The organism is Micromonospora sp. M51, assembly GCF_018070305.1.
Classification (GTDB): domain Bacteria; phylum Actinomycetota; class Actinomycetes; order Mycobacteriales; family Micromonosporaceae; genus Micromonospora; species Micromonospora parva.
In genome coordinates, this window is record NZ_JAGPXZ010000350.1 from 1 (window position 1) to 6,208 (window position 6,208).

Genomic DNA, 6,208 nt, shown 5'->3' on the forward strand with positions numbered 1-6,208 from the left:
GCGCACCCCGGCCCGTCGGCCCAGACCGACGAAGACCTGGACGGTGTTGCCGCCGCCGGAGCGCGGCCGACCCCCGCCCCGCCGGTCGCCGCCCCGGCCGCCGGACTCCGGACGACCCTCGCGCGGGCCGCGCACCGGAACCTGCGGGATCTCCTCCTCGTCGTCGGAACCCGGCGACGTCACCTCGTGGGCCAGCTTCACCGCGGCGAGGGCGACCTCCATCAGGTCGAACTCGTCGGTCAGCGTCTCCACGATCACCCGGTACGGGTCGAGGTCGTCCTCCAGCAGGCTCTCGCGCAGGGCCGCCTGGGTCAGCTCCAACCGTCGGGTCCGCATGTCCGCCACGGTGGGGATCTTGTCGATGGTGATCCGCTGGCCGGTGACCCGCTCGATGGTCTTGAGCATCCGGTGCTCGCGCGGCTCGGCGAGGGTGATCGCCACGCCCTCGCGGCCGGCCCGACCCACCCGACCGATCCGGTGCACGTACGACTCGGGGGCCGACGGCACGTCGTAGTTGACGACGTGGGTCAGCTGCTCGACGTCCAGCCCCCGGGCCGCCACGTCGGTGGCCACCAGCAGGTCGGCGGTGCCCGCCCGCAGCCGGCCCATGACCCGGTCGCGCTGCTCCTGGCTCATGCCACCGTGCAGCGCCTCGGAGCGGTAACCCCGGCCGTTCATCGTCTCGGTCAGCCGGTCGACCTCTTCGCGGCTGCGGCAGAACACGATCGCCGCGGTCGGGGACTCCACGTCCAACACCCGGCCCAGCGCGGCCGGCTTGTGCGCCCGGGTCACGATGTACGCGCTCTGCCGCACCCGGGGCGCCTCACCGGCGACCGGCTGCTCCCGGCCGATCTCGATCCGGACCGGCTCGCGCAGGTGCTGGCGGGCCATCCCGTCGATGCGCGACGGCATGGTGGCCGAGAAGAGCACCGTCTGACGTTGCGCCGGGGCGTGCTCCAGGATCGCCTCGATGTCCTCGGCGAAACCCATGTCGAGCATCTCGTCGGCCTCGTCGAGCACCACCGTGGCCAACCCACCGAGGCGCAGGGTGCCCCGGGCGATGTGGTCGAGGGCCCGCCCGGGGGTGGCCACCACCACGTCGACGCCGCTGTCCAGTGCCCGCAGCTGGCGCCCGATCGGCTGCCCACCGTAGATCGGCAGCACCCGCGCGCCGAGGTCCTTGCCGTAGCGGTGGAACGCCTCGGAGACCTGCACCGCCAGCTCCCGGGTCGGCACCAGCACCAGCGCCACCGGGTCACCGCCCTGGCGGTGTGCCGCCATGAGGTTCAGCAGCGGCAGCGCGAACGCCGCCGTCTTGCCGGTGCCGGTGGCCGCCTGACCCAGCAGGTCCCGACCTTCCAACAGCGGTGGGATAGCCTCCCGTTGGATGGGGGTCGGCTCCTCGTACCCGAGGGCGGCGAGCGCGCCCAGCAGTTCGGTGCGCAGCCCGAGCTCGGTGAAGGCGCTCACCTCGTCGGTGCCGTCGGGGGTGGCGTCAGTCGGTGCGTCGTGCTGTGCAGGTGCGGAACTCATGCGCCAAGCCTTTCATCACGCCGTCCGGGCCGTTGCGGCGACTGCCACAAGAACTGTCCCCGGGCCCGTGCTGTGCCCGTTCCCCGGTCCCGGCGGCGGCCTCGGTCAGCCGTCCGTGGTCAGGATGGCCAGCACCATCACCGCGGCGAGGGCCACGTCGAGCACCATGCAGAACTCGGTGTAGCCGCGCGGCACGACCCGGGCGCGGCGGTGGTGCGCCAGGTCCCAACCGGCGTGCGCCAACCAACCGAACGCCACCAACCAGGCGGCGGTCCGCCCGCCGACCACGACCGCGGCCAGTGTCACAGCGACCCAGCCGGCCAGACCGGCGAGTTGGGTGGCGAGCACCCCCGGCCCGCCCAGCGTGCCACGGACCGCCCCGATCAGCAGGTAGCCGCCGGGCAGCACCAGCATCGTCCACGGGCTGAGCACGGTCGGGTCGACCCACATGTCAACTGTCATCAGCAGCGCCAACCCGGTCGGCCAGCGGTGGGCGAGCGCCACCACGGCCGGGTGCCGGCGGACCGGCGCCGACGTCTCGTGTCGGTGCCGGACCGCCACCAGCACCATCGCCGGGATCATCAGCAGGTGACCGCCGAGGACCATGGCGTCGGCACCGATCAGGCCGGCCCGGAACGGCACGAGCAGCAGCAGGAACGGGACGTACATCGCGGCTGCCATCTCGCCGACCGCCAGCCAGCGGTGCGCCCGGTAGCGCATCACCACCGTCATCCCGACTGTCATGTTCGTGGCCATCACCAATGCGGCGACCTCCGGCCGGGCCAACGTGCCGCCGACGCCCAGAGCGGTGCCGGCCAGCTCCCACAACGGCGCGAGCAGCAGCATCCCGGCGACCATGGCCAGCGCCATCTCGCCCAGGTGCCACAGCAGTCGCCGCCGGCTGTGGGCCGCTGCCGCGCTGGTCGGCGTCGGGCCCGGAGGCGTCGGGTCGTCGGTGGGCAGCGGCGCTGGTGACGGTACGGCGGTGACGCTGTCCGCGTACATCCTGGTGTTTTCCATGCCTCGACCCTGCCGGTGTCACCGGGGTGGGCGGCAGACCCGTTCGTCACGGGAAAACCGTGCGGATTCCACGGTTCGACAGTGACGATTCGCCGGGGTGGAGCAGGCGCGCGGCGGTTCTAGGATCGGTGCGTGTCGAGCGTGGCGGTAACTCCCCGGGCGGACCGCCGGCTGCGCCGCGCCCGGCAGGCGACGCTGGTGTCGCTGGCCACCGGCGTCTGGGCGAGCGTCCTGCTACCGGCGGTCGGCCTGACCCGCGAGCCCGACCCGGGCCGGGTGGCGCTCGGCGCGGCCGGCATCCTCGCCTTCGTTGTCGCCCAGACCGTCGTGCTGTACACGGCGGTGACGCCGTGGCTCGACCGGCGCTGGCGGCGTCGGGCCGAGCTGAGCCTGGTCGGGGTGGCGGTACTGACCGTTCCGTTGGTGGGTCCGGTGGCGGCCGGCAGCTGGCCGACCTGGGCCTGGCTCGGTGCGGCGCTGATCGGCATGACGCCGCTGCTGGTGCGGTGGCGGGCCGCCCTGGCGGTGACGGCCGGTGTGCTGGCGGTGACGGTCGCGGTGGCCTGGTGCACGGGTGGTTCCGTCCCGCGCCACCTCGGCGTGACCGGTGGGATCGGCGTGGCCGTCGCCGCCGTCAACGGGTTCCAGGTCTGGTTCTGGGACCTGCTCGTGGAGGCCCGGCAGGGCCAGGCCGCGCAGGCTCGGCTGGCCGCGGCCGAGGAGCGGTTGCGCTTCGCCCGCGACGTGCACGACGTGCTGGGGCACCGGCTCACGGTGATCGCGTTGAAGGCCGAACTCGCCGCCCGGCTCGCCCCGGTCGACCCGCAACGGGCCGGGCGGGAGGCCGCCGAGGTGCAACGCTTGGCCGCCTCCGCGCTGAGCGAGGTGCGCGAGACGGTGCACGGCTACCGGGCCGTCGACCTCGACGAACAGCTCACCGCGGTGGTGGGGGTGCTGCGCTCCTGCGGGGTGCGGTGCACGGTGGTGCCGCCACCGACGGACCTGCCGCAACCGGCCGCCGTCGAGTTGGCGGCGGTGCTGCGCGAGGCGAGCACCAACGTGCTGCGGCACAGTCGGGCCGACTGGTGCCGGATCCGCATCGACTGGGAGGATGACGTGGCCAGGATGACAGTGGCCAACGACGGTGCCGACGACAGCGGCCCGGACGCGCACAGCCACGGCCTGCGGGGGCTGGCCGACCGACTCGCCGCCGCCGGGGGAGAGTTGCGGGTACGCCGGGAGGATGCGATCTTCACCCTCGAAGCCACAGTGCCGGCGCGGTCGTGATCCGCGTCCTGCTCGCCGACGACGAGGAGCTGATCCGGGTCGCCGTCGCCGCGCTGCTCGACCTGGAACCGGACGTCGAGGTGGTGGCACACGCCGCCGACGGCCCGGCAGCCGTCAGCGCGGCGCTGGCGCACCGCCCGGACGTGGCGGTGGTGGACCTGGAGATGCCGGGCCTGGACGGCATCGCGGTGGCCGCCGAGCTGACCCGGGTCCGGCCTGACTGCGCGGTGGTCGTGCTGACCGGGCACGGCCGGCCCGGGCACCTGCGCCAGGCGTTGACCGCTGGCGCCCGAGGGTTCCTGCCCAAGGGCGCGCCGGGTGGGGCGCTCGCCGACGTGATCCGCCGAGTGCACGCCGGAGGTCGCTACGTCGACCCGTCGTTGGCCGCCGACGCGCTGACCCTGCCCCCGTGCCCGCTGACCCCACGGGAACTGGAGACCCTGCGGTTGGCCGAGGTCGGCGCCCCGGTCGCGGTGATCGCCCGCCGGGTGCACCTGTCCACCGGCACCGTGCGCAACCACCTCTCCGCCGCCGTGCAGAAGCTCGGCGCTGCCGACCGGGCCGAAGCGGTCCGCACCGCCCGGGACAACGGCTGGCTCTGAGTATCGGCCGGCTGTCAAGATGGGCAAATGCCCAGGAAAGTCGCAGCGGGTCCGGTCGACCCGGTGCGTTCCAGTGCCGTCGAGCTCTTCTTCGACCTCGTCTTCATCTTCACCCTCGGCCGGCTGTCGGCGACCCTGGTCGAGGAGCCCAGCCTGCTCGCCGACGCGCAGGCCGTGATCTTCCTGCTCGCCTTCTGGTGGATCTGGTACAACACCAACCTGGCCACCGACAGCCTCGACTGCGAACGACCCACGGTGCAGATTCTGATCATCTGCGTGATGCTCGGCAGTCTGCTGATGTCCATCAACGTTCCGGACGCCTTCGGCGACCAGGCCTTCGTCTTCGTCAGCGCGTACCTCGGGATCCACCTCGGCCGTACCCTGGTCATGGCCCTCTACCTGCGCGGCACCCCGGCCTGGCGTCGGCCGGTCCGGGGAATCGTCTGGTATCTGCTGTCCGGGACGGTCTGGTTCGCCGGAGCCGCGGCCGACGGCGACGACGCCCGGGTCGTGCTGTGGGCGTGCGCGCTGGCGATCGACTACTCGGGGCCGGTCCTGGGGTGGCCGGTTCCGGGGCTCGGCCGGGCGCGGGCCACCGAGTGGCACCTCTCGGGCGAACACCTCAACGAGCGGTACCGGCAGTTCATCATCCTGGCCCTCGGCGAGACGATCCTGGCCACCGGCAACTTCTACCGGCTGTCGACGCGGGACCTGGCGGACACCACCGCGTTCCTGCTCACCTTCTGGACGGTGGTCTTCCTCTGGTGGACCTACTTCTACCGCACCACGAGCAGCCTCGCCGTGAAGATCGACACCGCCGTCGACCCGTACCGGCTCAACCTGCGGGCGAGCTACACCCATCTGGTGATGGTGGCGGGCATCCTGCTCACCGGCATCGGCGGCGAGTTGATGCTCAAGGAGCCCGGCGGGCAGCGCTCGGCCGGCAACGTCGTGGCGATCCTGATCGGGCCACTGACCTTCCTCGTCGGGCGGATGATCTTCGAGATCTGGGTGTTCGGCCGCCTGACGAGGCACTGCCTCGCGGCCGTGGTGGCGTGCCTGATCCTGAGCCCCGTGGCGGCGCGACTCCCGCCGCTGGCGGTCGGCCTGCTGGGCGCGGCCACCATCACCGTCGTCGCCATCTTCGACCTGACCCACCGGGCCCGGATCGCGGGTGAGGTCAACCCGGTGCCGGACGGGGACCGTTCCCGTCGTCACGCGGTGTGACGCGGCGGCCCGCTGCCCATCCGGGGAAGGCGGCCTGGGCACTGCGGCTAGCGTGGGCGCGTGCGTACGGTGGAACTGCTCTGCTCACCCGGTCTGGAGGTCGCGGTCCGGGCGGTCTGGGGCCGGCTGGCGGCCGCCGGGCTGCCCAGCCTGGACCGCAACGTCCACCCCACCAACCGGCCGCACCTCACCCTCGCCGCCGTCGACGAGTTCCCGCCGGGGGTCGAGCACCGCTTGGCCGAGATGTTCGACGCCACGCTGCCGGTGCCGGTGACCCTCGACCGGGTGGTCGTTCTCGACGGCAGCGCCCCACTGGTCTGGCTGGTCCAACCCAACCCGGCGCTGACCGCGCTGCACGCCGCCGTCTGGGATGTACTCGCCGAGGCTGAGGGGCAGCGTCCGTGGCACGCTCCCGGCGCGTGGGTGCCGCACCTGAGCCTGGCCCTGCGGTTCCGCAACGCGGACCTGCGGCTGGCCCGCGCCGTCGCCGGTGGACAGCGTCCGACGGGCGCCTTCGCCGCCGCCCGCAGCTACGACGG

6 protein-coding genes are annotated in these 6,208 nt (G+C 73.1%); 4 read left to right on the plus strand and 2 right to left on the minus strand.

Annotated features, from left to right (window positions below; all coding sequences use genetic code 11):
* On the minus strand, positions 1 to 1,533 hold a 1,533-nt coding region (locus tag KBX53_RS18970), incomplete at its 3' end, for a DEAD/DEAH box helicase (RefSeq protein ID WP_210860745.1).
* A gap of 105 nt (positions 1,534 to 1,638) precedes the next feature.
* Positions 1,639 to 2,553, minus strand: a complete 915-nt coding sequence (locus KBX53_RS18975) for a hypothetical protein (protein ID WP_210860747.1) — start codon at positions 2,551 to 2,553, stop codon at positions 1,639 to 1,641.
* A gap of 132 nt (positions 2,554 to 2,685) precedes the next feature.
* Between KBX53_RS18975 and KBX53_RS18980 the strand changes: the two genes are divergently transcribed.
* From KBX53_RS18980 to KBX53_RS18995, 4 genes are all read left to right on the plus strand, one after another.
* Positions 2,686 to 3,840 carry a histidine kinase gene (locus KBX53_RS18980; RefSeq protein ID WP_210860749.1) on the plus strand — a complete coding sequence of 385 codons (1,155 nt, stop codon included), beginning with the start codon at positions 2,686 to 2,688 and terminating at the stop codon, positions 3,838 to 3,840.
* On the plus strand, positions 3,837 to 4,442 hold the full coding sequence (locus KBX53_RS18985) for a DNA-binding response regulator (protein WP_030337872.1): 606 nt from the start codon (positions 3,837 to 3,839) through the stop codon (positions 4,440 to 4,442). Before KBX53_RS18980 ends, KBX53_RS18985 begins: the two co-directional genes overlap by 4 nt.
* A 27-nt stretch (positions 4,443 to 4,469) precedes the next feature.
* Positions 4,470 to 5,669: a low temperature requirement protein A gene (locus KBX53_RS18990; protein ID WP_210860750.1), complete on the plus strand. Its 1,200-nt coding sequence runs from the start codon at positions 4,470 to 4,472 to the stop codon at positions 5,667 to 5,669.
* 60 nt (positions 5,670 to 5,729) lie between these two features.
* Positions 5,730 to 6,208 (plus strand): 2'-5' RNA ligase family protein (locus tag KBX53_RS18995; RefSeq protein WP_210860752.1); only part of this gene is annotated, 479 nt, incomplete at its 3' end.